Origin of the sequence: Thioclava sp. GXIMD2076 (genome assembly GCF_037949795.1) — a bacterium.
GTDB classification, from domain to species: Bacteria; Pseudomonadota; Alphaproteobacteria; order Rhodobacterales; family Rhodobacteraceae; genus Thioclava; species Thioclava kandeliae.
Window position 1 is genome coordinate 580001 of sequence record NZ_CP149934.1, and the last position, 1595, is coordinate 581595.

At 53.8% G+C, this 1595-nt stretch carries 1 other annotated feature (cut by a window edge).

Annotated elements, in window-relative coordinates:
- Positions 1-1595 (plus strand) — a sequence feature (23S ribosomal RNA rRNA prediction is too short); it begins 242 nt to the left of the window's first position.

A 1595-nucleotide genomic window follows, 5' to 3' on the forward strand; every position in this document is an offset into this window, starting at 1 on the left:
TACCCGGAGGAAAGGAAATCAATATGATACTCCGCTAGTAGTGGCGAGCGAACGCGGATCAGCCGAGCCTTGAGAGTGAGTAGAATGGTCTGGAATGTCCAGCAATATGGGTGATAGCCCCGTATACGAAGCTCAACGGGACGAATTAAGTAGGGCGGGACACGTGAAATCCTGTCTGAAGATCGGAGGACCACCTTCGAAGGCTAAGTACTCCTTACTGACCGATAGCGAACCAGTACCGTGAGGGAAAGGTGAAAAGCACCCCGACGAGGGGAGTGAAACAGTTTCTGAAACCGGACGCCTACAAGCAGTCGGAGGAGCCTCGAGCTCTGACGGCGTACCTTTTGTATAATGGGTCAACGACTTGGTCTTACGAGCAAGCTTAAGCCGATAGGTGTAGGCGCAGCGAAAGCGAGTCTTAACAGGGCGTCGAGTTCGTGGGATCAGACCCGAAACCGAGTGATCTAGCCATGTGCAGGATGAAGGTTGGGTAACACCAACTGGAGGTCCGAACCGACACCCGTTGAAAAGGGTCCGGATGACGTGTGGCTAGGGGTGAAAGGCCAATCAAACTCGGAGATAGCTGGTTCTCCGCGAAAGCTATTTAGGTAGCGCGTCGATTGTATTCTCCCGGGGGTAGAGCACTGCATGGATGATGGGGGCCCACAGCCTTACTGAGTCTAAGCAAACTCCGAATACCGGGAAGAACTGATCGGCAGACACACGGCGGGTGCTAACGTCCGTCGTGGAGAGGGAAACAACCCTGACCAACAGCTAAGGCCCCCAATTCGTGGCTAAGTGGGAAAGCATGTGGGACTTCCAAAACAACCAGGAGGTTGGCTTAGAAGCAGCCATCCTTTAAAGATAGCGTAACAGCTCACTGGTCTAGTTAAGAGGTCCTGCGGCGAAGATGTAACGGGGCTCAAGCCACGAGCCGAAGCTTTGGATGCACTGTGAAGTGCGTGGTAGCGGAGCGTTCTGTGATATAGAACGCTGCCTCCTTATCTCCTTCGGGAGTATTGGAGGCAATGTTCTGACTGTGAAGCCGGGCTGTAAGGCATCCGGTGGAGTGATCAGAAGTGAGAATGTTGACATGAGTAGCGACAAACAGGGTGAGAGACCCTGTCGCCGAAAGTCCAAGGGTTCCTGCTTAAAGCTAATCTGAGCAGGGTAAGCCGGCCCCTAAGGCGAGGCCGAAAGGCGTAGTCGATGGGAACCAGGTTAATATTCCTGGGCCGTGAGATGGTGACGGATCTGAACCGTTGTTCGACCTTATCGGATTGGTCGGGCAGCCTACAGGTCCCTGGAAATAGCCTCTCTATAAGACCGTACCCGAAACCGACACAGGTGGACTGGTAGAGAATACCAAGGCGCTTGAGAGAACCACGTTTAAGGAACTCGGCAAAATGCCTCCGTAAGTTCGCGAGAAGGAGGCCCCATCTGTAGGCAACTATAGGTGGGGGGCACAAACTAGGGGGTGGCGACTGTTTACTTAAAACACAGGGCTGTGCGAAGCCGTAAGGCGACGTATACAGTCTGACGCCTGCCCGGTGCCGGAAGGTTAAAAGGAGGGGTGCAAGCTCTGAATTGAAGCC